The organism is Streptomyces sp. NPDC098781 (genome assembly GCF_044759995.1).
Lineage (GTDB): Bacteria > Actinomycetota > Actinomycetes > Streptomycetales > Streptomycetaceae > Streptomyces.
Window position 1 is genome coordinate 173,547 of the sequence record NZ_JBIWAK010000005.1, and the last position, 24,256, is coordinate 197,802.

Genomic DNA, 24,256 nt, shown 5'->3' on the forward strand with positions numbered 1-24,256 from the left:
ACCAGCAATGACCGACGAGAACACTCCCGTCACGCCTGACGAGGGACAGACCCTGCGTGTCGAGCCCGTCGGGCTCGAGACGGAGATGCAGCGCTCCTACCTCGACTACGCGATGTCCGTCATCGTCTCGCGTGCCCTGCCGGACGTCCGGGACGGCCTCAAGCCCGTCCACCGCCGCGTCCTGTACGCCATGTACGACGGCGGCTACCGCCCCGAGCGCGGCTTCTACAAGTGCGCGCGCGTGGTCGGCGACGTCATGGGCAACTACCACCCGCACGGCGACTCCTCGATCTACGACGCCCTGGTGCGCCTCGCCCAGTCGTGGTCGATGCGCATGCCGCTCGTCGACTCCAACGGCAACTTCGGCTCCCCGGGCAACGACCCGGCGGCCGCCATGCGGTACACCGAGTGCAAGATGGCGCCGCTGTCGATGGAGATGGTCCGTGACATCGACGAGGAGACCGTCGACTTCACGGACAACTACGACGGCCGCTCCCAGGAGCCGACCGTCCTGCCGGCCCGCTTCCCGAACCTGCTGATCAACGGCTCGGCCGGCATCGCGGTCGGCATGGCGACCAACATCCCGCCGCACAACCTGCGCGAGGTCGCCTCCGGCGCCCAGTGGTACCTGGAGAACCCGGAGGCCACGCACGAGGAGCTCCTCGACGCGCTCATCGAGCGCATCAAGGGCCCGGACTTCCCCACCGGCGCGCTCGTCGTCGGCCGCAAGGGCATCGAGGAGGCGTACCGCACCGGCCGCGGCTCCATCACCATGCGCGCGGTCGTCGAGGTCGAGGAGATCCAGAACCGCCAGTGCCTGGTGGTCACGGAGCTGCCCTACCAGGTCAACCCCGACAACCTCGCGCAGAAGATCGCCGACCTGGTGAAGGACGGCAAGATCGGCGGCATCGCGGACGTCCGGGACGAGACCAGCTCCCGCACCGGTCAGCGTCTCGTCATCGTGCTCAAGAGGGACGCGGTCGCCAAGGTCGTACTCAACAACCTCTACAAGCACACGGACCTTCAGACGAACTTCGGCGCCAACATGCTGGCGCTCGTCGACGGCGTCCCGCGCACGCTCTCCCTGGACGCGTTCATCCGCCACTGGGTGACGCACCAGATCGAGGTCATCGTCCGCCGTACGAAGTTCCGCCTGCGCAAGGCCGAGGAGCGGGCGCACATCCTGCGCGGCCTGCTGAAGGCCCTGGACGCCATCGACGAGGTCATCGCGCTGATCCGGGCCAGTGACACGGTCGAGATCGCGCGCACGGGCCTGATGGAGCTCCTGGAGATCGACGAGATCCAGGCCAACGCCATCCTCGAGATGCAGCTGCGGCGACTGGCCGCCCTGGAGCGCCAGAAGATCGTCCAGGAGCACGACGAGCTCCAGGCGAAGATCACCGAGTACAACGCGATCCTCGCCTCGCCGGTCCGCCAGCGCGGCATCGTCAGCGAGGAGCTGGCGGCGATCGTCGAGAAGTACGGCGACGACCGCAAGACCATGCTGGTGCCCTACGACGGCGACATGTCCATCGAGGACCTCATCGCCGAAGAGGACATCGTGGTCACCGTCTCGCGCGGCGGCTACGTCAAGCGCACCAAGACGGACGACTACCGGGCGCAGAAGCGCGGCGGCAAGGGCGTCCGCGGGACGAAGCTGAAGGAAGACGACATCGTCGACCACTTCTTCGTCTCGACGACCCACCACTGGCTGCTGTTCTTCACCAACAAGGGCCGGGTGTACCGCGCGAAGGCGTACGAGCTCCCGGACGCCGGCCGGGACGCGCGCGGGCAGCACGTCGCGAACCTGCTGGCCTTCCAGCCGGACGAGGCCATCGCCGAGATCCTCGCGATCCGCGACTACGAGGCGGTGCCCTACCTCGTGCTCGCCACGAAGGCGGGTCTGGTGAAGAAGACGCCTCTGAAGGATTACGATTCGCCGCGCTCCGGCGGTGTGATCGCGATCAACCTCCGTGCGATGGAGGACGGTTCCGACGACGAACTGATCGGTGCCGAACTCGTTTCGGCCGACGACGATCTGCTTCTGATCAGCAAGAAGGCACAGTCGATCAGGTTCACCGCCACCGATGAGTCGCTGCGGCCCATGGGCCGCGCCACCTCGGGTGTCAAGGGCATGAGCTTCCGTGAGGGAGACGAGCTGCTCTCGATGAATGTTGTTCGACCCGGTACGTTCGTGTTCACTGCCACCGACGGCGGGTACGCGAAGCGGACCGCGGTCGACGAGTACCGCGTCCAGGGTCGCGGCGGCCTCGGAATCAAGGCCGCCAAGATCGTCGAGGACCGCGGCTCCCTCGTCGGCGCGCTGGTGGTCGAGGAGACCGACGAGATCCTCGCCATCACGCTGGGCGGCGGTGTGATTCGTACGCGAGTCAACGAGATCAGGGAGACGGGCCGTGACACCATGGGCGTCCAACTGATCAACCTGGGCAAGCGCGATGCCGTCGTCGGTGTCGCACGTAACGCCGAGGCGGGGCGCGAGGCGGAGGAAGTCGACGGCGACGTGGTCGTCGACGAGACCGCCGAAGGTGCCGCCACGACCATCGGCACGGACGAGGGTGACGCACCCTCGGCCGAGTAGCACGAGGAGAGAGTCATCGTGAGCGGAGCCACGGGCGCCGGGTCGTCCGGTACCTCGACCGGTTCTACGGCCGGTACGGACGGCGGCGGCCGTGGCTCCGCCGCGCCCGCGACGGACACGCACACCACTCAGCTGAAGGCGGTCAAGTCGCCCGCGCAAGGCCCTTCCTCGCCCGGCGCACCTGGATCCCAGGGGGGACCCGTGACGGACACCCGAGGCTCGGGTACGCAGCAGTACGCGGCCGGCGCGGGAGCCCAGCCCCAGCCCCAGCCCGCGGGCGCCCAGCAGGCGGCCCCCGCGCCGTCGGCGTCGCCGCTGCCCGGGGAACGGCAGTCGCAGCAGCCGGCCACGCCCTACCACCCGCCGCAGGCCTACCAGACGCCCGCTCCGGGCAGCGCGGTACGCCGGCCACGCACGGGGGCGACCACGACGCCGCGCACCCGCAAGGCGCGCCTCAGGGTGGCCAAGGCCGACCCGTGGTCGGTGATGAAGGTCAGCTTCCTGCTCTCCATCGCGCTGGGCATCTGCACGATCGTGGCTTCCGCGGTGCTGTGGATGGTCATGGACGCGATGGGCGTCTTCTCGACGGTCGGCGGCACGATCTCCGAGGCGACGGGCTCGAACGAGTCGAACGGCTTCGACCTCCAGTCCTTCCTGTCGCTGCCGCACGTCCTGATGTTCGCCTCGATCATCGCCGTCATCGACGTCGTCCTCGCGACGGCGCTGGCGACGCTCGGCGCGTTCATCTACAACCTCTCCGCCGGCTTCGTGGGCGGTGTCGAGCTGACGCTCGCAGAGGACGAGTGACCTTTGCCGCCCGAGGGCGGTTTCAAACTTCTAGTGACGGTGCTCCGACAACCGATTTTGGGACTGCCCACGTCGTGCGCTAATCTTCAGGAGTCAGCGCGCGGGACACACACCGCAGAGCGCGGCGGGGCTATAGCTCAGTTGGTTAGAGCGCATCCCTGATAAGGATGAGGCCACAGGTTCAAATCCTGTTAGCCCCACAGCGAGAAGACCCCCGGTCCACAGGGCCGGGGGTCTTTTGACATCAACGGTTGACACCAACCCCCAGGGTCGCGTCAGGTGGCGCGGAGCGGACACCGCTCGTCGGCGCCGCCAGGTGTACGTCTCCCTCCCGGACGTAGAAGCCGCCGTCCAGCCAGCCAGTGCCTCCGCAGGCGCAGTCGACGGCGAAGGCCATAAGGCATGAGAGCTGTTACAGATTTCTCTAACTGATCAAGCCCCGGCTGCGCTCCGCTCCGCTGGTCGGGCTTCCCGGCTCTACCGGCGCCCGCGCCCTGCCTTCGGCCCGCTTGACGCTGCCGCCGCCTACGCGCGCCCACGTGTGGATAGGGCCGGAGGCCAGGAGTCGATCACCGCATAGGCGGCCACGGTCAAGACGATGCCTCCGGCGGGGGTATCGGCCGACACCGGGATGGGAGCTGGGGAGTGTGGTGGGCTGAGGTGTGTCACTGACCGCCGTTGGTTCCAAGATGGAATCTCGTCAGCGCAAAGATGATCAGGAGGTCAAGTGTCATCACCGGGAAGGCCCACAGCGGGTAGTACGGAACAAACATGAACTGGGTGATCAGGCTGATCCCTGCCGCCGCTGCACCGGCTCCGCGACCCCAGCTCTTGTTTGTCACGACCCCCATGCCAGCGATGACGAGTGCCAGTCCCACCACAATGTGAATCCAGCCCCAAGCCGTCAGGTCGAACCGGTAGGCGTACTGGGACGCGGCGAACAGGTTGTCCCCTGCGATGCCGGATGCCCCCATGAGGATGCTGAGCGGCCCGCTGAGCATCATCGCCGCTCCCGCGAACACGGACGCGCCGCTGAGTCTTTCGCCGCTGCCTGGGCCCCGGTGTCCGTTCTGCATAGCCGCCATGGCCGCCACCTTCCTGTACAGCGCGGTCACCGATGCACGACGCCCATGCGGCGCCGGCCATGCTCCACTGCCAGGATCACCGCGATCCCTCGGCACCGCGACTGCAACCCCCCCATGGGGAGACCATGGGAATGGCTCGGAAGCAGCAGCTGGCTGCGCGATTGGCGTCCAGCCGAGTGCGCCTGCGGAGCCATGAGGCCACAGGTTCAAATCCTGTTAGCCCCACAGCGAGAAGACCCCCGGTCCATCAAGGCTGGGGGTCTTTCGCATTCCCGGTCGTGCGACCCCGCCCGATCGTGACGCCGGCCCCGATTGTGACGTCGGCCCCGATTGTCAGTGCCGGATGAGAGCCTGGGCGGCATGATCGTCGAACGGGCATACGCGCATCTCGCCGAGGGCGAGCTGGGGGAGGACGGCGGGTGGCCGTGGTCCGTGCCGTGCGTGCGGCAGCTGCTGGACGACGGACTGAGATTCACCGCGCCGGTCACGTTCCTGGTGGGGGAGAACGGCTCCGGCAAGTCGACGCTCGTGGAGGCGCTGGCGGAGGGCTTCGGCCTGGACTCCTGGGGCGGATCAGCCGGCTACAAGTACGCGAGTTGGCGTGAGCCGTCGGACCTGGGCGGGCGGATCCGGTTCGAGGCGACGGCGGCCGGCCGCCGCATGCTGCGCGGGCCTCGTACGCGCCGCAGAGGTTTCTTCCTGCGGGCGGAGACGGCGCTGGACGCGCTGGGCCGGGAGCAGAAGTCCGGAAGGCTGTCCGGGGCCGCGGACGAGATGAGCCACGGCGAGGGCTTTCTGATGGCCTTCCGCGAGCGGTTTCAGGAGCCTGGGCTGTACGTCCTTGACGAGCCCGAGGCCGCGCTGTCCTTCGCTTCTTGTCTTCAACTCGTGGGGCATCTGCACGAACTGGGGCGTTCCGGCGCACAGATCATCTGCGCGACGCACTCACCCGTGCTGACGGCGCTGCCCGGCGCCGAGATCATCGAGGTGGGTGACCACGGAATGCGTCCCGCCGGCTGGCGGGATCTGGAAATCGTCGACCATTGGCGGCGTTACCTCAACGATCCCTGGGCCTATCTCCGGCACATCGTCGAGCCGGGAGGCGGGCCGGGGTCCGGATGAAGCGGGCCGCGGTACTGCTGAAGGGGCTGCCGTCATGAGCGGTGCGTGTGCGCAAGCTCGCTGTGACGGCGGATTCGAAGCATTGGAGCAGAGGATTACAGCTTGCTGAGCCTTCGCCGCTGGGGGCGAGCCCGGGTTCAGCGTTGATGTGGGACCAGTGGTCGGTCCGGAGCATCCTCGTGGGCGCATTCTCGGGTGGTCGAGGTGGACGCCGCGGCTTCCGTCTCCGTGAGCGGGCGGTGGCGGCAGCTGGGGGTCTTGCCGTGCGCCTCGGCGCGGATGCGCTGCTTCATCGTGGGAGGCAGGGCTCTGGCGTAGGACCAGGCCCAGTGGGGAGTCGCCGGGACCGGCAGCTCCGCGCTGCGGTTGTTGTCGTCCCCGCCACTCCGGCGGCTCGTCTCGGTGTGCGGCACGGCCGCGGCGGCGGTGTTGGTGACGAAGCCGAGCGCCGTGCACAGCGCGAGGAACGCGGTGACGACGGCCGTCCACAGGTTCATGACCCTGTTCCTGGTCATGGCCCCTCACTTTCGGGTTGGGCGATTTGCGTACTTTCCTCATGATGTGTATGGGGGCCGAGAAGTCATGGACCGACGCCCATGACGCGTCGATCTTCAGATGAACACCACTCGAATGGGCGCAAGTGGCTCGACAGGTGCGCGAAACTGGAGGAAAGGGACCAAAGGTCACCGTCCGTCGGGGTGTGATCACCCTCCGATCGGAGCGGCGCTGTCCGCTTCTACTGGGGTGTGCCGACGGGCAGTTGAGCGCGGACGCAGGTCACCGATTGATATCGACCGGTGTGTATAGTCGGGCGCCAGAGGTCCCCTACGTCAACGAAAGACGAGGTCGCGCGGTGAAGAAGCTTCTCCTGGTCGCACTGGCCGCCATCGGCGGGCTCCTCGTGTACCGCCAGATCCAGGCGGATCGCGCCGAGCAGGATCTGTGGACGGAGGCGACTGACTCCGTGCCCACGGGTTCGTGAGCCACCACGACGGATCGCACACAGACCCCGGCCGCCCACGCGGCCGGGGTTTTGTGTGTCACGCGGCCGGTCGGGTGCCGCGGCTTCGAGTTGCGGAAGCGATGCGCAGGCTCTAGAGCCGGGCTTTTCGGACTGTCGTACGGATTGCGGGGGTGACGCGCGACCGGGCTGGGCAGGATGGGCGACGGTCCATGGTCCGGCGGCGACGAGGAGTGGCGCGTGATGAGGCGGCGGCGTACGGCGGGGCGGCGTTCCGCGAGGATGCGGCGCGGTCACGCCCCGGCACGCGCGCGTGGGGTCGTCATGACGCTGCTGCTCTGCACGACGGCTGCTCTGCCGCTTCCGCTCGCGCAAGCCGCCGGGACCCCCGCACCCTACGGGTTCGCCCCGGACGCCCGGCCCGTCACGGGCGCGACCGGCGCCGCGGACGCCGAACCGCTCACACCCGGCACGGAGTACAAGAGCTCCCTGCCCGGCACGGGCGAGATCCACTACCGCCTCGATCTCGACGCCACCTCTGACGTGTACGTGTCCGTGACCGCTGTCCCCGCAGCGGACAGCACCCGCTACGCCGGCGACGGCGTCAAGGTGTCCGTGCGGGACGCGGCGGGCCGTTCCTGCTCCCAGGACACGGAGACCTTCGGCGTGGTCCGCAGCCCGCGTCCGATCGCGGCATGGGGCGCACGCGAGGCGTCGGCCAAGCGGCCTCGCTGTGCGAGCGCGGGCACTTATGACGTGATCGTCGAGCGTGCCGGAACGGCGGAGTCCGCGCCGGACAGCTGGGACCTGGAGCTCTTCGCCACCTCCGAGCCGCCCCGGAGGCAGACCGGCGAGACGAGCGCCCCCGAGGCCTGGGACTCGGCCTCGCCCGCTCTCCTCGCCGGCGACGGCGAGCGCCGCGAAGGCGGCTCCGGCTTCGCCTCCGCGGTCACCGTCGGCCAAGGCGTCTGGACCGCCGACATCGAGCCCGGCCGGACGCTCTTCTACCAGGTGCCGCTCGACTGGGGCCGCCAGCTGTACGCCACCGCCGAACTCGGCAGCTCGAACAGCGGTGACGGGTACGCCGTCGGCGCGCTGGACCTTTCGCTCTACAACCCCGTACGCGGCTTCGTCGACGACGCGAGCGCCAACTACGACGGCAGCCGCAAGGCCGCAGAACTCGAGCCCCTGCCGCCGGTCGCGTACGAGAACCGGTACGCCGGCCCCGACCGGCTCAGGGCCATGCGGTTCGCCGGTTCCTACTACCTCGTGGTGCACCTGGCGGCCGAGGTGGCGGAGAGGTACGGCGAGGGGCCGTTCGAGCTGACGCTGCGCGTGCGGGAGGAAGGCACGGCACAGGCAGGTCCCGATTATGCGGGCGAGTCCGAGCCGCGGGGTGTGTTCCGGGTCTCGGCCGGGGAGCGCGAGGCGGCTGCGGGGGGCGCGGCCGGGACCGGGGGCGGCGGGGACGCTGCGATGACCTTGCTCGCGGTGAGTGGGATCGGGGCGGGGACGCTGGTGCTGGTGGTGTTGGGGGTGTGGATGGTGGTGGCTCGCCGGGGGGTTGGGGCCGGGTAGCGGGATAGCGGGGTAGCGGGAAGTGGCGTAGCGGGCCGGGGCGCGGCACAAGGGCTCGGGGCGGTAGTGGGGCCAGGAGGGCCGTCGGCAAGTGCGGTTCTCGAGCCCGGCCGCGAGACCAGCAGCCCACCACGGGCTCAGATCTGCGCCAGTGCCCAGAACCCGACGGCGTAGCAGGCCAGCGCCAGCAGCAGGAGGGGCACCGTCACCTTGGCGGGCGGGCCGGGGCGGCGGGCGGCGCGACGAGGTGTGCGTCGGGCTGCGCGGTGACCGCCGCGGCGGTTCGGCTGCGGAAGTGGGGGCGCCGAAGGTGGAACCTGCGGGCTCTGGGCGGTGTACGAAGCAGTAGAGGCATCGACGGGCTGGGGATGTACCGGCGTGGTCGTCGGAAGCTGAGCCGGGTAATGCGGTGGCCGTGACTGGGGGGAGGACAGGACGTGGGTGGTGTCGTAGGGGGAGCTGTGGGCGGAGGGGTGGTGCACGCCGTTGTGTGCGTCGCTGCCTGCCTGGCCCTGGCCGTGGCCCTGTGCCCGGAGTGGTGGTGCTTGCGGCGGCTGGGGCAGGGGCCTTTGCGTGGGGTGGGGTGTCTGGGGGACGGAGCCTGTGGACTGAGGCGGGGGCAGGTGGAAGCTGCCGGTGTCCGACATGGAGAGGGGACCGCTGCTGTCATCCGGACGCGGCGTGGATTCGGAGCCGGACTGGGGTGGGGTGACGTCCGGAGCGGGAGCCGCAGCAGGGCTGGCGCCCAGACCAGGCCCCGTCACGCCTCGGCGCGGATCGTGGAGCGCGGCGTCCGAGCCGCTGGCGTCCGGGCCGGCCCAGGCGCCGGCCCCGGACCCGGCGGAGCCCGCCATCCCGGTCGAGTGCGCGAACCCGGCGGAGCTCACCGTTCCCGCCGCACCCGAGAGGCTCCCCCTCCCACCCGTGCCCGGGGTGTTCTCCCTCCCACGCGTGCCCGGGGTGTTCTCCCTCCCACCCGTGCCGGAGCTGCTCCCCGTCCCACCCAAGCTCTCGCCGACCGACCCGGAGCCACCCGGCCCGGAGCCGCCCCGCCCGGAGCCGCCCCTACCCGCGTCGATCCCCGGCGCCCGCTTGAGCGGCCCCTCCGGTGCGAACCCCGGTGGCAGCGGACCGAGTTGGTCGAAGATCTCGATGAGCTCGTCGTCGGGACCGGGTTCGGGCAGAACCTCGGCGGCCGCGCCGAGGGCCTTGCGCGCGCCCGTCGCCGTGCGGAACCGCGCATGCGGATCCGGCTGCAACAACGAGGCCACGACCTGCCACAGCGGTTCGGGGATGCTCTTGGGCGCACTGGGCGTTCCGTGCGCGGAGAAGTACTGGACGAGCGCCTTGGCGTCCGGCTTGGCTCCCTCCAGCAGGTACAGCGCGACCAGGCCCACGGCGAACAGATCGGCGGGGAAGTCCGGTTCGGCTCCCATGAGTTGCTCGGGCGCCAGGTAACCGGGCGTCCCCACCACGAGGTTGGTCTCGGTCAGACGCGGCTCACCGAGCCGCATGGCGATGCCGAAGTCGGACAGCCGCAGCCGTGGGCGCGCTGTGCCGGTGGCTTCGAGGAGCAGGTTGGCGGGCTTGATGTCACGGTGGACCACGCCCTCCGCGTGCACCGCGGACAGCCCCGCGAGGAGCTGGTCGAGGAGGACGCAGACCAACGGGGGCGGCAAGGGGCCGTAGTCCCCGACGAGATGGACCAGGGAGCCGCCGGCCACGAGATCCATGGTGAACAGGACCTTGTCGTCGTCGGCGGCCCAGCTGGCCGGCGCGAGCACATGCGGGTGATCGATCCGGAGGGCCTGCTCACGGACGAACCGGAGCAGGGAGTGCGCGTCGCTCTGCTGGAGCACCTTGGCGGCCACATACCGACGGCGGCGGTGGTCCCAGGCACGCCAGACGGCGCCGACACCTCCGCGTCCGATCGGGTCGACCAGTTCGTACCGCCCGGCGAAGACCTCACCCATGGTTGTGCGTCGCTCCTCCCCCTCCGGCTACCCCCCTTGCTTCCCCCTCGACGAGCGATACGACTCCCCCTCGCTGACCGTCCTTCGCGTACTCCCGCGCACGACCCCCTCGTGCCCGCTCAGGACGCACACCGTCGGCCCGGCCGCCGACCCCCTCGGCGACCGGGCCACGGGGTCAGTTCTGGTGGGACTGGTAGTGCGAGACCGCGTCGGAGGTGCGGCCGGCGCCGTACACCCGGAGGAACTCTGCCAGTTCCGGGTGGGTCGGGGCGAGGGTGTCCGCCGCCTCGATGATGTCGCCGGCGGCCGCCACCGAGCGCAGCAGCGACTGAATCTCGCGGACCACCCGCTTGACCGTGGGCGCACCCGAACTGTTCGTCGTGTGCGTGGTGTTGCTGAGCACGGAGCCCCCCTGCGACTTCTTGATCTCGTCCATGCGCTCGGTGGCCTCGGCCGCGCTCACGCTGCCGTCCGCGACCTGCCCCGCCAAGTCCTGGAGCAGTTGCACCCGCTGGACCACTGCGGGATTGCCGATCTTCGCCCGCTGCCCGCTCATCAGCTGCGACAGCATCGGTGCGGACAGGCCCAGTACCCCCGCGAGACGAGCCTGGTTGAGACCAAGATCGTCTATGAGCTTACGGAAGAGCGTCCCCAGCGGCTCCCCGTACCAGTTCCGCTGCAGATCCCGCGCTCTTGCGGTGGCTTCCTGCTGTGCGGCGTCCATTGCGTCTCCCCATCGCTTCCCCAAAACCGCGGTTCGCTGTCGCGAACCACGCCGAGCATCCTACGGAGAGTGGTCGTTTACGGGGACCCCCAATCCTTTTGCGGGATCCGGGGGGCGACCGGGTACTCTGGTCAGGGCGCCCGCCGGTGTGGGGTTTCTTTCCGGTCGGACGTTCCTCTTCAGGGGCCTTAGCTCAGTTGGTAGAGCGCTGTCTTTGCATGGCAGATGTCAGGGGTTCGACTCCCCTAGGCTCCACACACCAAGCCCTCTGACCTACGGAAACGCAGGTCAGAGGGCTTTCTCGTGGGACGGGCACGCCATCGGTGGCGAGGAGACGCGTGCGTTCCTGATCGGCCGTCATCGGCAGGGCGGGACGACAAAGGGTGGTGCGCGCCCGTCGCACGGGGCGCACACCACCCATGGTTCTCGGCAGCCGGCGAAGGGGAAGCCCCTCACCTCCGAAGAGGACGCCCCCCTCACATTCGAAGGGGAAGCCTCCTCATCTCACCGGCCGTCGTCATCTCACCGGCCGTCGTCGCGCCGAGCTGCCTCCTCCTCGGCCTCCTTCACCTGGACCTCCGGGTCCAGGTCGGTCTGGCCGCTGCCGTCCACCGAAGCGAGACGGCCGGACTCGGGCACCTCCGTCGCGGCCGGCGGCTCGACCAGCCAGTCCGGGTTGGCCTGCTTGTCCCACCACTTCCAGGCGGCGAAAGCGCCGCCCGCCAGGAGACCCAGCACCGCCAGCATCTTCACGGCGCGTCCGGTCCTGGCGCGTCGCTCATGCTTGCGGACCAGCTTCTCGATCTCCTTCGCCGAGACCTGGCCGCGCAGCGCGGCCACTGCCGCGACGCCCCGTGCGGCGGCCTCGTCCCTCACGGGTGCGGCCGCGGCCACGGCCTGCTCGAACCTCGGTCGGGAGTAGTCGGCGGCCTGCCGGGCCGCCTTGCGTGTACGGGCCGCCGCGTCATGAGCGGCCTGGTCGACTTTCGGCGGTACGTGCGAACGAGCCTGTTCCAGGTAGGGCGCCACATGTGCGCCGTACTGGAGACGCGCCTGCGCGCGGGCCTGCTCGGTGGCCTGCGACACCATCGGCGCGAGCCGTACGCGCGCCTCCTGTGCGTATTGCGCGGCCCTGTCTTTGGCGGTGTCGGCGTAGGGCGCCACCACTTCCGCGGCGTGCAGCACGCTGTCCTTCGCCGAGCCGGTCGCGGCGCGCACGCTGTCGATGCGGGTCACGGGATCCTCCTCCTCGGTGGCGTACGGTAATTCGACTTTCCACCCTTTTACGGATCATGCCTGTCGGAACGCTCTGCGGCATGTGAGGGCGGGCATATGGGTGCCGATGAACTTGATCAAACGCAATAGCGGACCAATGTGGTGCAACTGTGGCTTGTCGTCGACAATGCCACGGTTCCCCGCCTCGCGCCCCTGTCAGGTACCCACTCGGCGACTTTTCTGCAAGCGAAGCGCCGGGTTGCGTACCGGTGAACGACAGCTTGGCGACGTATGCCGTCGTCCGTGCGAGGATCGGGGGGTCACAGAAAGACAACGGAAGGCAGATCGTGGCTGAGCAGCTCTACGCCACCCTCAAGACCAACCACGGCGACATCGAGGTCCGGCTCTTCCCGAACCACGCGCCGATCACGGTCAAGAACTTCGTCGAACTCGCCAAGGGTGAGCGTGAGTGGACGAATCCGGCCACCGGAGAGAAGTCCACGGCAAAGCTCTACGACGGCACGGTCTTCCACCGCGTCATCAGCGGCTTCATGATCCAGGGCGGTGACCCGCTGGGCAACGGCACCGGCGGCCCGGGCTACCAGTTCGAGGACGAGTTCCACCCGGACCTCGCCTTCGACAAGCCCTACCTGCTCGCCATGGCCAACGCCGGCCCGGGCACCAACGGCTCGCAGTTCTTCCTCACCGTCTCGCCGACGATGTGGCTCAACCGCAAGCACACCATCTTCGGTGAGGTCACCGACGCGGCCAGCCAGAAGGTCATCGACGCCATCGCGACCCTCCAGACGAACCCCCGCACCGACCGCCCGGTCAACGACGTGGTGATCGAGTCCGTCGTCGTCGAGACCCGCTGAGGCCCGGTCCGACACCTGCCGCAGGGAACCAAACGCCCCGCTCGTCCGTATGGAAGAGCGGGGCGGTGCATGAGGACGTGCATCGCGTTCGACGACCTGGGACGATCTAGGGGACCTCATGGACCAGCCGGCAGGCAGCCCGCAGGACGCGCAGAGCCTGCCCGTCTGCTACCGCCATCCGGACCGCGAGACCGGCATCCGCTGCACCCGCTGCGAGCGGCCGATCTGCCCCGAGTGCATGGTCAGCGCCTCCGTCGGCTTCCAGTGCCCGGACTGCGTCCGCGGTGGCTCCGGCACCGGGCACGCCCCCAGCGCCGCACAGCCCCGCACCCTCGCAGGCGGCACCATCGCCGCGGACCCCCGTCTGCTCACCAAGATCCTCATCGGGATCAACCTCGCGGTCTTCATCGCCGTCCAGACCAGCACCTCGCTGCTGAACGACCTGGTCCTCATCGGCAGCTGGCCCCCCGCCCCCTTCAACCCCACCGAGGGTGTCGCCGAAGGCGAGTGGTGGCGGCTGGTCACCTCGATGTTCACGCACGAGGCCATCTGGCACTTCGCCTTCAACATGCTCAGCCTCTGGTGGCTCGGCGGCCCCCTGGAAGCCGCCCTCGGCCGCGCCCGCTATCTCGCGCTCTACTTCTGCTCCGGCCTCGCGGGCAGTGCCCTCACCTATCTGCTCGCCGGGCCGACCACGGCATCGCTCGGTGCCTCCGGCGCGATCTTCGGGCTCTTCGGCGCCACCGCCGTGCTGATGCGGCGGCTCCAGTACGACATGCGGCCGATCATCGCGCTGCTGGTGATCAACCTGATCTTCACGTTCGGCTGGAACAACATCGCCTGGCAGGCCCACATCGGCGGTCTTGTCGCCGGCGTCGTCATCGGCTACGCCATGGTCCACGCCCCGCGTGAGCGCCGGACGCTGGTGCAGTACGGCACGTGTGCGCTGGTCCTGGCCGTGGTCGTGCTGCTGACCGTGCTGAGGACGCTCCAGCTCACCTGAGCGGGGCGGTCATCCACCTGAGCCACCGTGTTGTCCACAGCGTGTGGCGGATCCTGTGCACGCTGTGTGGGAACAACTGTGCCCCCTGTCACTGACAGGCGTTTCCGCAGGTCAGGCAGGGGGCGAACAAGCTTTCGGTCGGGTGCCGTTCACCGGTAGTTCCGTCACACCGGCGTCAACACTCGATGAGTTATCCACAGATCGTCGTTCTTTTTCCCCACTGTGGAAAACGGCTGTGGATAACTCAGCGGATAGCCCTGGGCAGAGCTACGTTCACCATGCGGTGGCCGCGGGTTCGAGTGCCGCTCCGGCAGCTTCGACCGCTACTTCCACTGCGTGGAGACGCCGAATCCGGCGGCGATGAAGCCGAAGCCCACCACGATGTTCCAGTTGCCCAGGGCGTCGAGGGGCAGCGAACCGTCGGTCACATAGAAGACGACGATCCAGGCCAGGCCGATGACGAACATGGCCAGCATCACAGGCGCGACCCAGCCGCGGCTGTTCAGCTTGATGGCGGTCGCCTGCTTCGACGGCGGCGGCGTGTAGTCGGCCTTCTTGCGGATACGTGACTTCGGCACGAGGGTCTCTCCTGTCGATGCGCTGCGTGGCCGCGCAGGGAACTTGGGCTGGCTCCGGGGCAGCGTACAAGGGGACTCTGATTGCTCCCCCGGGCGTCCGTTAGCGTAGTGCTTCCGCGGCGCCGAAGGAGATAAGGGTACGTTGAGCAATTCTGCCGACTCTCCCGGTACGGGATCCAGCCCTTCCGCCCGAGGCCGCTTCCGGCCGGTACGGGTGCTCACCGCCGCGGTCTTCGCCCTGGCCGGGCTCATTTTCTTCACCAGTTTCAACACGGCCAAAGGCACCAATATCCGTACGGACGCCTCATTGCTGAAGCTTTCGGACCTGATCCATGAGCGCAGCCATGAGAACGGTGAGCTCAATGAGTTGAACGCGACCCTGCGCGACGACGTGGAGGCGCTCGCCGAGCGGGACGACGGCAGCACCAAGGCGGAGGACGACAAGCTGGCGGCGCTGGAGCGCGGCGCGGGCACGCAGAAGCTGACGGGCGAGGCGATCACGGTCACGCTCAACGACGCCCCGCCGGACGCCACCGCCAAGCTCCCCGGCTATCCCGAGCCGCAGCCGGACTATCTGGTCATCCACCAGCAGGACCTCCAGGCCGTGGTCAACGCGCTGTGGCAGAGCGGCGCCAAGGGCATCAAGGTGATGGACCAGCGGCTGATCTCCACGAGCGCGGTGCGCTGCGTGGGCAACACCCTGATCCTCCAGGGCCGGGTCTACTCGCCGCCGTACAAGATCACGGCCGTAGGCGATCCGGAGAAGATGCAGCAGGCGCTCGCGGCCTCGCCGGCGATCCAGAACTACATGGTGTACGTCAATGTCTACGGCCTCGGCTGGAAAGTAACCGAGGACGGGACGGTGACTCTGCCCGGCTACTCGGGCACAGTGGATCTGCGGTACGCCAAGCCTGTGGAGTGAGCCTCTCTGGAGCTGCCGGTGCGCGTCGTCGTCAGGTCCGTCAGTGAACTGTGCATCACGGTCGGCACGGTGATCGTCCTTTTCGTCGTTTATGTCCTCTTCTGGACCGGCGTGAAGGCCGACAACGTCATGGACGACCAGATCGACCAGTTGCAAGAGCAGTGGGCACAGGGGGCGGTGCGTCCGACCGACGCGGCTCCCGGCGGCGCCGCGAGTCCCGGCGCCGAGGCGAGCCCGCCGAAGCCGGCACCGTACACAGCGGACAAGCCCTTCGCGATCATGTACATCCCGCGGCTTGGTTTCACGTGGAACAAGCCGGTGCTCGAAGGCACCGCCACCAAGACCCTGAAGAAGGGACTCGGCCACTACGCGAACACCGCGCAGCTCGGCCAGAAGGGGAACTTCTCGGTGGCCGGCCACCGGCGTACCTACGGCGACCCCTTCAAGGATTTCCCCAGGCTGCGGCCCGGTGACGCGGTCGTGCTGACCGACGGAACGACCTGGTTCACGTATCGGATCGACAAAGGCCCCTACAAAACCGTGCCCACGGACATTGAGGTGATCGACCCTGTGCCCCGTAAGTCGGGGTACACACGTGAAGGCCGCTATCTGACCCTCACCACGTGCGATCCCGAGTGGGGGCACAGCCATCGGCTGATCGTGTGGGCTCATCTGGACTCCACCCAGCCTGTGGAGGCCGGGAAACCGGAGGCGTTGCGCCGTTAGTCTGGTGGCCGTAACGGCGTGAGTCTGGTGCCGTGGTGCGACGAAAGGGACGGCATGTACGGCTGGATCTGGCGGCATCTGCCGGGAAACGCATGGGTGAAGGCGATGCTCTCACTCCTGCTGGTCACGGCCGTCGTCTACGTCCTGTTCAACTACGTCTTCCCGTGGGCCGAACCGCTTCTGCCCTTCAACGATGTGACGGTGGACAACCAGTGAGCGCGCGCATCCTTGTCGTGGACAACTACGACAGCTTCGTCTTCAACCTGGTCCAGTACCTCTACCAGCTGGGCGCCGAATGCGAGGTGCTCCGCAACGACGAGGTGTCCACCACGCACGCCCAGGACGGCTTCGACGGAGTGCTGCTGTCGCCGGGCCCGGGTACGCCGGAGCAGGCGGGTGTGTGCGTGGACATGGTCCGGCACTGCGCCTCGACCGGAGTGCCGGTCTTCGGCGTTTGCCTCGGCATGCAGTCGATGCAGGTGGCCTACGGCGGCGTGGTCGACCGGGCCCCGGAGCTGCTGCACGGTAAGACCTCGCTGGTCGAGCACGAGGGCAAGGGCGTCTTCGCGGGCCTCCCGACGCCGTTTACGGCGACCCGCTACCACTCGCTGGCGGCGGAGCCGGAGACGGTGCCGGCCGACCTCCAGGTCACCGCACGGACGCACGACGGCATCATCATGGGCCTGCGGCACCGTGAACTCCCGGTCGAGGGCGTGCAGTTCCACCCCGAGTCGGTGCTCACCGAGCACGGGCACCGGATGCTGGCCAACTGGCTGGTGGAGTGCGGCGACCAGGATGCGGTGGCGAGGTCGGCGGGGCTCGCCCCGGTGGTGGGCAGGGCCACGGCGTGACCGCGCTGCGCCCTGAGCGCGAGTCCGGCGCACCGTACGGGGAGTCCTTCACGGACTCCTACGGCGGCGCCGGCGACCAGGGAACCTCGTACGGGCAGCAGCCGTACGGGGACTCGGGTGCGCTCGGGGAGTGGTACGGCGGGGAGAGCTACGTCACTCAGGCGCAGGGCGCCGAGGGGCAGGGCGGCGCCGGATACGGCGGCGAGGGCTACGGAGCCGAGCAGTACGGCACCCGGGGCTACGGCGGAGAGCGCTACGGCGACGGGATGCCCTCCTCTCCCCAGGCGCCGTACGCGGAGCCCCAGAAGTCGTACGCGGAACCCCAAGAGCCTTACGCGGAGCCGTACATACCTCCGGCGGACGACGAGACCGTAGCTCTCCGGGTCGCCGATCCGTCGGCCCGCGCCGACGGCGAGCCCATATCGCCCTCTCCCGCATCCTCAGCCGCTTCGGCCACAGGAACCCCGACGGGCGGACGCGCGGCCCGTAGAAAGGCCGCCAAGGGGCGGCACGGGCGTCATGGCGGTTCCCGCCCTGTCTCGGAGGACGCGGAGACGGGCTCGGAGGGCTCCGGCGCTCCCCTCTCGCGGATGGAGGCCCGCCGGCAGGCGCGGGCGCGCAAGGCGAGTCCGGCCACGGTCGTCAGCCGGGCGATCGGTGAGGTGTTCATCACCACCGGCGTGCTGATGCTGCTGTTCGTGAGCTACCAGCTGTGGTGGACGAACATCCGCGCGCACGCCCAGGCGGACAAGGAAGCCAGCAGCCTCCAGAACGACTGGGCGAGCGGCAAGCGCAACCCGGGGACCTTCGAACCGGGGCAGGGCTTCGCCATCCTGCACATCCCGAAGCTGGATGTCGCCGTCCCGATCGCGGAGGGCATCAGCAACAAGAAGGTGCTCGACCGGGGCATGGTCGGTCACTACGGCGAGGGCAAGCTCAAGACGGCGATGCCGGACGCCAAAACGGGGAACTTCGGGCTGGCCGGCCACCGCAACACCCACGGCGAGCCCTTCCGCTACATCAACCGGCTCGCCCAGGGCGACGACATCGTCGTGGAGACGCAGGACAAGTACTTCGTGTACAAGATGGCGTCGATCCTGCCGGTGACGTCGCCGAGCAACGTGAGCGTGCTGGAGCCGGTTCCGCCGGGGTCGGGTTTCACCGGGCCGGGCCGGTACATCACACTCACCACGTGCACCCCGGAGTTCACCAGTAAGTACCGGATGATCGTCTGGGGCAAGATGGTCGAGGAACGGCCGCGCAGCAAGGGCAAGCCGGATGCGCTCGTCAATTAAGGGCAGATGAAAAGTGGCAGCGACCACCGAGGGCACGGAAGATCACACGGCCTCCCCGGCTTCCCGGCGCCCCCCGTCCCCACGTCGCCGCATGGGCCGGATCGCGCAGGCGGTCAGTGTCTTCGGCGAACTCCTCATCACGGCGGGCCTGGTACTGGGCCTGTTCGTCGTCTACTCGCTCTGGTGGACGAACGTCCTCGCCGACCGCGAGGCGGACAAGCAGTCCGACAAGGTCCGTGACATCTGGGCCCACCAGGACGACGGTTCCGGCCGGCCCGCCGAGTACGACGCCAAGAACGGCATCGGCTTCCTCCACGTGCCCGCGATGAGCAAGGGCGAGATCCTCGTCGAGAAGGGCACGACCTCGACGATCCTCAACGACGGCGTCGCCGGCTACTACACCGACCCGGTCAAGTCGGCGCTCCCCACCTCCGGGAAGAAGGGCAACTTCTCCCTCGCCGCGCACCGCGACGGCCATGGCGCCAAGTTCCACAACATCCACAAGCTCAAGAAGGGCGACCCGATCGTCTTCGAGACGAAGGACAAGTGGTTCGTCTACAAGGTCTACGCCGTCCTCCCCGAGACCTCGAAGTACAACGTCCAGGTCCTCGCCGACATCCCGAAGGAGTCGGGCAGGACGAAGGCCGGCAACTACATCACGCTGACGACGTGCACGCCGGTGTACACGAGCCGGTACCGGTACGTGGTGTGGGGCGAGCTGGAGCGGGTCGAGAAGGTGGACGAGGAGCGGACGCTGCCGGAGGAACTGCGCGGCTGACGAACGACAAGGCCTCGGCACCTGTCACGGGTGCCGAGGCCTTCTGGCGTGACGTCCGGTCTAGCCGAAGATGCCTCCGTTGCCGTTCCCGCCGTTGTTGTTCCCGCCGTTGCCGAAGCCCACGGTCGTCAGCGTGATCTGGGTGCCCGCCGGGTCGTCGACCTCCTGGCCGCCCTTGGGGTCCTGATCCGTGACGAACGCCGTGTCGCTCTGGTCACTGCCGTTGGCGAACTGGATGTTGGTGAAGCCGGCTGCCGCCAGAGTCTGCTTGGCCTGGCCCACCGTCTGACCCACGACGTTCGGCACCTGGGTCTTCTGCTGGGCCTGCTTGCCGATCTGGATGGTCACCGTGGAGTTCTTGTCGGCCTCGCTGCCCGCCTGCGGCGAGGTCGCGATGACCTTGCCGACCTGGTTCGGGTCCTGGGTGTCCACCTCGGTGCAGGTGCCGACCAGGTTGTTGGCCGTCATCTGCGCCTTCGCCTCGTCGCAGGACTTGCCGAGGACGTCGGGCACGGTGGCCTTCTCCTCCTCCTTGGCGACGGTGAGGGTGATCGTGGTGCCCTTTTCCACTTCCTCGCCACGGCGCGGGTCCTGGTCAAGGACAGTGTTCGGATCGTCCGAGGAGGTCTCCCGGGTCTCGGTCTTGATCTCGAACTGGTAGTCGTCACCGGTGAGCTGGTCCTTGGCGTCTTCCAGGCTCAGACCGATCACGCTCGGTACCGTCACCTTCGGCGCCCCGGTAGACACAACGATGTCCACCTTGGTGTTCTTGTCGACCTTGGTCCCGGAAGCTGGGTCCTGGTCGCAGACATTGCCCTTGGGCTGGTTCTCGCACTCCTTCGGCGTGACCGTGCCGATCTTGAGATCGCTGTTGGTCAGCAGATTCTTCGCGCTCGACTCGGTCTCGCCGACGAGGTTCGGAACCGCCACCTGGCTGTTGCTCGCGTTGTCGCCGTCGAACACCCATTTGCCGATGAGGACGGCGCCGACGAGGACCAGGATGGCCGCGACGGCCAGCAGTATCGTCGAGGTGTTCGACTTCTTCTGGCGGCGCCGGTCGGGGCGGTCGTCGTAGCCGTAGCCACCGTCGTCCGGGTTCATCGGCGGCAGCATCGACGTGGCGCCGGCGTCCGAGGAGCGCAGGGCCGTGGTCGGCTGGTCGTCGGGGTAGCCGCCGTAGCCCACCGAACCCATCGCGGCCGTGGCGGCGACCGGCTGGCCGTCGAGGCAGGCCTCGATGTCGGCGCGCATCTCGTCGGCCGACTGGTAGCGGTAGTTCGGGTCCTTGGTCAGCGCCTTCAGGACGATCGCGTCCATCTCGGGCGTGATCTCCGGGTCGAAGACCGAGGGAGCCTGGGGCTCTTCCCGTACGTGCTGGTACGCGACCGCGACCGGGGAGTCACCCACGAAGGGCGGGCGGACCGTCAGGAGCTCGTAGAGCAGGCAGCCGGTCGAGTACAGGTCGGACCGGTTGTCGACCTGCTCACCCTTCGCCTGCTCGGGCGAGAGGTACTGGGCCGTGCCGATGACCGCGGAGGTCTGCGTCATCGTCATACCGGAGTCGCCCATGGCGCGGGCGATGCCGAAGTCCATGACCTTGACCTGGCCGTTGCGCGTCAGCATGACGTTGGCCGGCTTGATGTCACGGTGGACGATGCCGTTGCGGTGGGAGTACTCCAGGGCCTGGAGGATGCCGATGGTCATCTCCATGGCGCGCTCCGGCAGCAGCTTGCGGCCGCTGTGGAGAAGCTCACGAAGCGTGGAGCCGTCGACGTACTCCATGACGATGTACGGGATCGACACGTTGTCGATGTAGTCCTCGCCCGTGTCGTAGACCGCCACGATCGCGGGATGGTTGAGCGAGGCGGCCGACTGGGCCTCCCGGCGGAAGCGGGCCTGGAAGGACGGGTCGCGCGCGAGGTCCGCGCGCAGCGTCTTCACCGCTACGGTGCGGCCGAGGCGGGTGTCATGCGCGAGGTAGACCTCCGCCATGCCACCACGACCGAGCACCTGGCCCAGTTCGTACCGGCCGCCGAGGCGACGCGGCTCTTCCATAAGCTACCTACCAGCCCTCTCCGTCGGTCCCGACCTCACCCTTGTGGGTGCGCCGGTGTGCCGTCCGGGCATACCGTACCCGGCTCATCTTGTGTGACCTGGCCAAGCCCGTAACCCGATACAGGACCGGTATCGCAACGTGCACCGATGTGAAGGGGACGTGAGCGGGGTCACTTCTTGCTGTTGATGACCGCCTCCATGACGCTCTTGGCGATGGGCGCCGCGAGGCCGCCGCCGGAGATGTCGTCGCGGACCGCGTTCTCGTCCTCGATCACCACGGCCACGGCCACCGGCGAGCTGCCGTCCTCGGCCTTGGCGTAGGAGATGAACCACGCGTAGGGGTTCTCGCTGTTGTCCACACCGTGCTGGGCGGTACCGGTCTTGCCGCCGACCTTCACGCCGTCGATCTGCGCCTTCTTGCCGGTGCCCTCCTCGACGACCGTCTCCATCATCGACTGGAGGATCTGCGCGTTCACCGCCGACAGCGGCTTGCTCATTTCCTCGGGCTCGGTCGTCTCGATGGCGTCGAGGTTGTTGGTCTGGAGCTCGTCGACCATGTACGGCTTCATCAGCGTGCCGTTGTTGGCGACGGCCGAGGCGACCATGGCCATCTGTAGCGGGCTGGCGGCGGTGTTGAACTGGCCGATGGAGGACAGCGCGGTCTGCGAGGGGTTCATGTCGTCGGAGAAGACGGACGCGCTGGTGCGGATCGGCGTGAACTGCTCCTCGGTGAAGCCGAACTTCTTGGCCGTCTCCAGCATCTTGTCGTTGCCGAGGTCGGCGCCGATCTTGCCGAACACGGTGTTGCAGGAGTACTGCAAGGCGACCCGCATCGTCGCGTTCTTGCAGGGGATGTTGCCCTCGTTCGGCAGCTTGGTGGTCGTGCCCGTCATGACCCACGGGTCCGGCGAGTTCGTCTTCGCGTCCGCCTCCGTGTACAGGCCGTGCTCCAGCGCGGCGGCCGCGGTGAGGACCTTGAAGGTGGAGCCCGGCGGGTAGACCTCGCGCAGCGCCCGGTTGAGCATCGGGTCGTTCGGGTTGTTCGCCTTCTGGAGCTTCTGCCACGCGTCGGTGTCGGTCGTCGTGGAGTTGCCGGCGAAGGACGAGGGGTCGTACGACGGGTAGGAGGCCAGCGCCAGGATCTTGCCGGTTGAGGGCTCGATGGCGGCGACGGCGCCCTTGCCGCCCTGCTGCTTCAGCCCTTCGTAGGCGGCCTTCTGCGCGGCGCCGCTGAGGGTGGTGACGACGTTTCCACCCTCCCGCTCCTTGCCCGTGAGCATGTCGAGGGTGTTGCGGAAGAACAGCCGGTCGTCGTTGCCGGTGAGGATGCCGTCCTCGATGGACTCCAGCTGGTTGGCGCCGAAGGCCTGGGAGGCGTATCCGGTGACGGGCGCCCACATGGGCCCGTTCGTGTAGGTGCGCTTGAACTTGAAGTCGCTGCCGGAGGTTTCCCGCGAGCCGGTGATGGACTTGCCGTCGACGATTATGTCGCCGCGGGGGGTGCCGTAGCGCTCGATGACGACACGGCGGTTGTTCTTGTCGGCTTTGAGCTCGTCGGCCTGGACGTACTGGATCCAGTTGTCACGGATGAGCAGGGCCAGGACCAGAAGTCCGCAGAAGATCGCGATCCGGCGTAGGGGCTTGTTCACGGACGGACCACCTGGGTCATCTCGGCGTCGGGGTTGGGCGCGGGGGCGGGCGCCGGGCGGCGTGCGGTGTCGCTGATGCGGAGCAGGATGCCGATCAGCGCCCAGTTGGCGATGACGGAGGAACCGCCGTACGCCACGAAGGGCAGCGTCATACCGGTCAGCGGGATGAGACCCATGACACCGCCGGCCACGACGAAGACCTGGAGGGCGAAGGCGCCGGACAGGCCGACTGCCAGCAGCTTGCCGAACGGGTCGCGGGCCGCGAGTGCCGTGCGCACACCGCGTTCGACGATCAGGCCGTAGAGCAGCAGGATCGCCATGACGCCCGCCAGGCCCATCTCCTCGCCGAACGTGGCGAGGATGAAGTCGGAGTTGGCGGCGAAGCCGATGAGGTCGGAGTTGCCCTGGCCGAGGCCGGTCCCGAGAGTGCCGCCGGAGCCGAAGGCCCACAGGGCCTGCATGGCCTGCTCGGAGTGGACGATGCCGTCCTGGATGCCGGAGCGGCTGAGCTGGAACTCACGTGCCGGGTCGAGCCAGGCCTGCACACGCGTCTGGATGTGCGGCTCGAAGCTCGCCACACCTACGGCGCCGACCGCCGACATCAGCAGACCGAAGACGATCCAGCTGGTCCGCTCGGTGGCGACGTACAGCATGATGACGAACATTCCGAAGAACAGCAGCGACGTACCGAGGTCGGTCTCGAAGACCAGGATGAGGATCGAGATCACCCAGACGACGAGAATCGGACCGAGGTCGCGGCCGCGCGGCAGGTACATGCCCATGAAGCGGCGGCTGGCCAGGGCCAGGGCGTCTCGCTTGACCATGAGATATCCGGCGAAGAAGACCGCCAGGACGATCTTCGCGAACTCGCCGGGCTGGAGCGTGCCGAGACCGGGGATCTTGATCCAGATCTTGGCGCCGTAGACGTTCGCGCCGAGTCCGGGTACGAGCGGCAGGACCAGCAGGAACAGCGCGGCGGCCATGGAGATGTAGGTGTAGCGCTGTAGGACGCGGTGGTCCTTCAGGAAGATCAGCACAGCCACGAGCAGGGCGACGCCCATCGCGGAGTAGAGCAGCTGTCGTGGTGCCGCTTCGACGTAGCTGCTGCTCTGCTGGAGTCGCTTCGACTGGTCAAGGCGCCAGATCACGACCAGGCCGAGCCCGTTCAGCAGGGTGGCCAGCGGCAGCATCAGGGGGTCGGCGTACGGCGCGAACTTCCGGACGGCCAGATGACCGATGCCCGCCAGCAGGCCGAGCCCGAGGCCGTAGCCGGCCAGACCGGCCGGCACCTCGTCATTGATCGCCAACCCCACGTTGGCGTAGGCGAAGACCGGAATGACAACCGCGAACACCAACAGCGCGAGCTCGGTGTTGCGCCTGCTCGGCGCGCCGATCGCGCCGATCGTGGACGTGTGATGCGTCGGCGAGTTCGTAGTACTGCTCATCGTGTGACGGGGCCT

General features: G+C 68.3%; 22 protein-coding genes and 2 tRNA genes. 15 read left to right on the forward strand and 9 right to left on the reverse strand.

Going from position 1 to position 24,256, the window contains the following annotated elements; translation table 11 throughout:
- The first annotated feature begins 7 nt into the window (after window positions 1–7).
- From gyrA to ACIQWG_RS21585, 3 genes are all read left to right on the forward strand, one after another.
- Window positions 8–2,599, forward strand: a complete 2,592-nt coding sequence (gene gyrA / locus ACIQWG_RS21575) for a DNA gyrase subunit A (RefSeq protein ID WP_404098134.1) — start codon at window positions 8–10, stop codon at window positions 2,597–2,599.
- An 18-nt stretch (window positions 2,600–2,617) separates the two neighbouring features.
- On the forward strand, window positions 2,618–3,406 hold the full coding sequence (locus tag ACIQWG_RS21580) for a DUF3566 domain-containing protein (RefSeq protein WP_404098137.1): 789 nt from the start codon (window positions 2,618–2,620) through the stop codon (window positions 3,404–3,406).
- Between the two features lie 126 nt (window positions 3,407–3,532).
- Window positions 3,533–3,606: transfer RNA gene (locus ACIQWG_RS21585), tRNA-Ile, on the forward strand.
- 465 nt (window positions 3,607–4,071) lie between these two features.
- On the opposite strand, the gene ACIQWG_RS21590 is transcribed toward ACIQWG_RS21585, so the two are convergent.
- Window positions 4,072–4,521, reverse strand: a complete 450-nt coding sequence (locus tag ACIQWG_RS21590; RefSeq protein WP_404098140.1) for a hypothetical protein — start codon at window positions 4,519–4,521, stop codon at window positions 4,072–4,074.
- Between the two features lie 330 nt (window positions 4,522–4,851).
- On the opposite strand from ACIQWG_RS21590, the gene ACIQWG_RS21595 reads away from it, so the two are divergent.
- Window positions 4,852–5,613, forward strand: coding sequence for an ATP-binding cassette domain-containing protein (locus ACIQWG_RS21595; RefSeq protein WP_404098143.1), 762 nt, complete (start codon window positions 4,852–4,854; stop codon window positions 5,611–5,613).
- Between the two features lie 137 nt (window positions 5,614–5,750).
- Here ACIQWG_RS21595 and ACIQWG_RS21600 read toward each other — a convergent pair whose 3' ends face one another.
- Window positions 5,751–6,128: a DUF6344 domain-containing protein gene (locus ACIQWG_RS21600; protein ID WP_404098145.1), complete on the reverse strand. Its 378-nt coding sequence runs from the start codon at window positions 6,126–6,128 to the stop codon at window positions 5,751–5,753.
- Window positions 6,129–6,466: 338 nt separating this feature from the next.
- Here ACIQWG_RS21600 and ACIQWG_RS21605 point away from each other — a divergent pair, with 338 nt between their 5' ends.
- On the forward strand, window positions 6,467–6,595 hold the full coding sequence (locus ACIQWG_RS21605; protein WP_003999697.1) for a DLW-39 family protein: 129 nt from the start codon (window positions 6,467–6,469) through the stop codon (window positions 6,593–6,595).
- Between the two features lie 303 nt (window positions 6,596–6,898).
- Window positions 6,899–8,152, forward strand: a complete 1,254-nt coding sequence (locus tag ACIQWG_RS21610; RefSeq protein ID WP_404098147.1) for a hypothetical protein — start codon at window positions 6,899–6,901, stop codon at window positions 8,150–8,152.
- A gap of 137 nt (window positions 8,153–8,289) precedes the next feature.
- Here the strand turns inward: ACIQWG_RS21610 and ACIQWG_RS21615 are convergent, their stop codons facing one another.
- The gene (locus ACIQWG_RS21615) at window positions 8,290–10,125 is read right to left on the reverse strand and encodes a serine/threonine-protein kinase (RefSeq protein ID WP_404098150.1); all 1,836 of its coding nucleotides are present in this window, start codon (window positions 10,123–10,125) and stop codon (window positions 8,290–8,292) included.
- A 175-nt stretch (window positions 10,126–10,300) separates the two neighbouring features.
- On the reverse strand, window positions 10,301–10,849 hold the full coding sequence (locus tag ACIQWG_RS21620; RefSeq protein ID WP_404098152.1) for a helix-turn-helix domain-containing protein: 549 nt from the start codon (window positions 10,847–10,849) through the stop codon (window positions 10,301–10,303).
- A 182-nt stretch (window positions 10,850–11,031) separates the two neighbouring features.
- On the opposite strand from ACIQWG_RS21620, the gene ACIQWG_RS21625 reads away from it, so the two are divergent.
- Window positions 11,032–11,104, forward strand: a tRNA-Ala gene (locus ACIQWG_RS21625).
- Window positions 11,105–11,371: 267 nt separating this feature from the next.
- Here the strand turns inward: ACIQWG_RS21625 and ACIQWG_RS21630 are convergent.
- Window positions 11,372–12,085: a DUF5324 family protein gene (locus ACIQWG_RS21630; protein WP_404098155.1), complete on the reverse strand. Its 714-nt coding sequence runs from the start codon at window positions 12,083–12,085 to the stop codon at window positions 11,372–11,374.
- A gap of 326 nt (window positions 12,086–12,411) precedes the next feature.
- Here ACIQWG_RS21630 and ACIQWG_RS21635 point away from each other — a divergent pair, with 326 nt between their 5' ends.
- Together ACIQWG_RS21635 and ACIQWG_RS21640 are read left to right on the forward strand one after the other, a co-directional pair.
- Window positions 12,412–12,939 carry a peptidylprolyl isomerase gene (locus ACIQWG_RS21635; protein ID WP_404098157.1) on the forward strand — a complete coding sequence of 176 codons (528 nt, stop codon included), beginning with the start codon at window positions 12,412–12,414 and terminating at the stop codon, window positions 12,937–12,939.
- Between the two features lie 118 nt (window positions 12,940–13,057).
- Window positions 13,058–13,942 (forward strand): rhomboid family intramembrane serine protease, encoded by an 885-nt coding sequence (locus ACIQWG_RS21640; RefSeq protein ID WP_404098160.1) that lies wholly within the window; start codon window positions 13,058–13,060, stop codon window positions 13,940–13,942.
- Window positions 13,943–14,265: 323 nt separating this feature from the next.
- On the opposite strand, the gene crgA is transcribed toward ACIQWG_RS21640, so the two are convergent.
- On the reverse strand, window positions 14,266–14,520 hold the full coding sequence (crgA, locus tag ACIQWG_RS21645; RefSeq protein WP_404098161.1) for a cell division protein CrgA: 255 nt from the start codon (window positions 14,518–14,520) through the stop codon (window positions 14,266–14,268).
- 142 nt (window positions 14,521–14,662) lie between these two features.
- Between crgA and ACIQWG_RS21650 the strand changes: the two genes are divergently transcribed.
- The 6 genes from ACIQWG_RS21650 to ACIQWG_RS21675 are packed head-to-tail and all read left to right on the forward strand — an operon-like array spanning window position 14,663 to window position 19,092.
- On the forward strand, window positions 14,663–15,442 hold the full coding sequence (locus ACIQWG_RS21650; protein ID WP_404098163.1) for a DUF881 domain-containing protein: 780 nt from the start codon (window positions 14,663–14,665) through the stop codon (window positions 15,440–15,442).
- 18 nt (window positions 15,443–15,460) lie between these two features.
- Entirely contained in the window at window positions 15,461–16,168 is a 708-nt protein-coding gene (locus ACIQWG_RS21655; protein ID WP_404098166.1) for a class E sortase, read from the forward strand.
- Window positions 16,169–16,186: 18 nt separating this feature from the next.
- Complete coding sequence (locus ACIQWG_RS21660; RefSeq protein ID WP_404099450.1) at window positions 16,187–16,384, forward strand: hypothetical protein; 198 nt, start codon at window positions 16,187–16,189, stop codon at window positions 16,382–16,384.
- A complete protein-coding gene (locus tag ACIQWG_RS21665; RefSeq protein WP_404098168.1) occupies window positions 16,381–17,019 on the forward strand; it encodes an aminodeoxychorismate/anthranilate synthase component II in 639 nt (212 codons plus the stop codon). The genes ACIQWG_RS21660 and ACIQWG_RS21665 overlap by 4 nt, the downstream gene beginning before the upstream one ends.
- Window positions 17,016–18,314 carry a class E sortase gene (locus tag ACIQWG_RS21670; RefSeq protein WP_404098170.1) on the forward strand — a complete coding sequence of 433 codons (1,299 nt, stop codon included), beginning with the start codon at window positions 17,016–17,018 and terminating at the stop codon, window positions 18,312–18,314. Before ACIQWG_RS21665 ends, ACIQWG_RS21670 begins: the two co-directional genes overlap by 4 nt.
- Before the next feature lie 13 nt (window positions 18,315–18,327).
- A complete protein-coding gene (locus ACIQWG_RS21675; protein WP_404098173.1) occupies window positions 18,328–19,092 on the forward strand; it encodes a class E sortase in 765 nt (254 codons plus the stop codon).
- Window positions 19,093–19,152: 60 nt separating this feature from the next.
- On the opposite strand, the gene pknB is transcribed toward ACIQWG_RS21675, so the two are convergent.
- The 3 genes from pknB to ACIQWG_RS21690 form a co-directional block, all read right to left on the reverse strand.
- Window positions 19,153–21,147, reverse strand: a complete 1,995-nt coding sequence (pknB, locus tag ACIQWG_RS21680; RefSeq protein WP_404098175.1) for a Stk1 family PASTA domain-containing Ser/Thr kinase — start codon at window positions 21,145–21,147, stop codon at window positions 19,153–19,155.
- Window positions 21,148–21,317: 170 nt separating this feature from the next.
- On the reverse strand, window positions 21,318–22,796 hold the full coding sequence (locus ACIQWG_RS21685; RefSeq protein ID WP_404098178.1) for a peptidoglycan D,D-transpeptidase FtsI family protein: 1,479 nt from the start codon (window positions 22,794–22,796) through the stop codon (window positions 21,318–21,320).
- Complete coding sequence (locus ACIQWG_RS21690) at window positions 22,793–24,241, reverse strand: FtsW/RodA/SpoVE family cell cycle protein (RefSeq protein ID WP_404098181.1); 1,449 nt, start codon at window positions 24,239–24,241, stop codon at window positions 22,793–22,795. Before ACIQWG_RS21690 ends, ACIQWG_RS21685 begins: the two co-directional genes overlap by 4 nt.
- Between the last annotated feature and the right edge of the window lie 15 nt (window positions 24,242–24,256).